The sequence below is a fragment of the Allocoprococcus comes genome, from assembly GCF_013300725.1.
Lineage (GTDB): Bacteria > Bacillota > Clostridia > Lachnospirales > Lachnospiraceae > Allocoprococcus > Allocoprococcus comes_A.
Map to the genome: position 1 here is coordinate 1 of NZ_JAAIMM010000075.1, position 1,621 is coordinate 1,621.

The 1,621-nt window shown below is 41.6% G+C and carries 1 protein-coding gene; it reads left to right on the forward strand.

The genetic code is table 11. From position 1 onward, the window contains the following. Positions 1-276 precede the first annotated feature (276 nt). Complete coding sequence (locus G4407_RS16010; RefSeq protein WP_173689670.1) at positions 277-1,494, forward strand: IS110 family RNA-guided transposase; 1,218 nt, start codon at positions 277-279, stop codon at positions 1,492-1,494. Positions 1,495-1,621: the final 127 nt, after the last annotated feature.

Genomic DNA, 1,621 nt, shown 5'->3' on the forward strand with positions numbered 1-1,621 from the left:
CTACTACAATATATTTATGGTTAATATCCCTTACAGCCAGTAAGGAATTATCCATCTTGTTGCTTAAGCTGTTAGAATGAGTGGAGCAATAGGTCTGGCCTCCTTCTCTCAGGACTTTACGTCCGTAAAATAGTCAGCCAACCAGCCACTCTTTCGCAGCATTCGTTTTATGCAGGTTGAACCTTGATACGTTCGTGTGAAACACCCAGTAGATTGAATAGGCAATGAGAAAACTGGTATTGACCATTGCTAATACATTACAAAGGAGTATCTGTTATGAACGCTGTTGGTATTGATGTTTCCAAAGGAAAAAGCACTGTCACTATCCGAAAACCAGGAGATGTGATTCTTATGTCCCCCTGCGATATCCCTCATTCCCAGTCTGCCATAAACGACCTGATCAAACAGATCAAAAGCCTTGAAGGCGAAACCAAAGTCTGCATGGAGCATACCGGCAGATACTATGAACCGGTTGCCACATGGCTTTCTGATGCCGGTATCTTTGTCAGTGCCGTAAATCCTATCCTGATCAGAGATTTCGGTGATGATTCCCTCCGCACACCCAAAACAGATAAAGCAGATTCTAAAAAAATCGCACGTTATACTCTTGACCGTTGGGCTAAACTGAAGCAATATGGAATCATGGATAAAACACGTAACCAACTAAAAACTATGAACCGACAATTTGGATTCTATATGGCTCAGAAAACTGCAATGAAAAACAATCTCATTGCACTGATCGACCAGACTTATCCGGGAGCCAATGATTTCTTTGACAGTCCTGCCCGCAATGACGGCAGCCAAAAATGGGTAGATTTCATTCATACCTACTGGCATGTCGATTGCGTCCGCTCCAAGTCATTAAATGCCTTTACGGAGCATTACCAGAATTGGTGCAAACGTAAAAACTATAACTTCAGTGCAGAGAAAGCAGCGAAAATTTATCAGATTTCCTCTGATCTGATTGCCGTATTTCCAAAGGATGACATCACAAAAATGTTGATATGGCAGGCAGTAGCATTACTAAACACTGCTTCGAAAACAGTAGAATCGCTCCGTTCAAAAATGAATGAGCTTGCATCCACACTTCCGGAATATCCGGTTGTTATGGATATGAACGGTGTAGGGGCAACCCTTGGTCCGCAGCTTATCGCTGAGATTGGGGATGTTTCCCGTTTTACACACCGGGAAGCCCTTACTGCTTTTGCAGGTGTTGATCCCGGTAAAAATGATTCTGGAAAGCACATACAGAACAGTGTGCGAACCTCTAAAAAGGGGTCTCCCTACCTGCGTAAAGCTCTTTTTCAGATCATGGACAGTCTTATCAAACGATCTCCAGTGGATGATCCTGTTTATGCCTTTATGGATAAAAAACGATCCGAAGGCAAACCTTATTATGTTTATATGACTGCCGGGGCAAACAAATTTCTCCGGATTTATTATGGTCGGGTAAGAGAATATCTATCCAACTTGTCGAATAATGAAACTATTTAATATCACTTTTTAACTTCTACCAGACTAGCGCATCGCGGTGGTCTTATTTTCATGTCTTACGTTCAACCTGTATAAATTTTTCAAAGTTCATTAATCTCTGCTTGACTTTTTATTTGCAGACTATTTT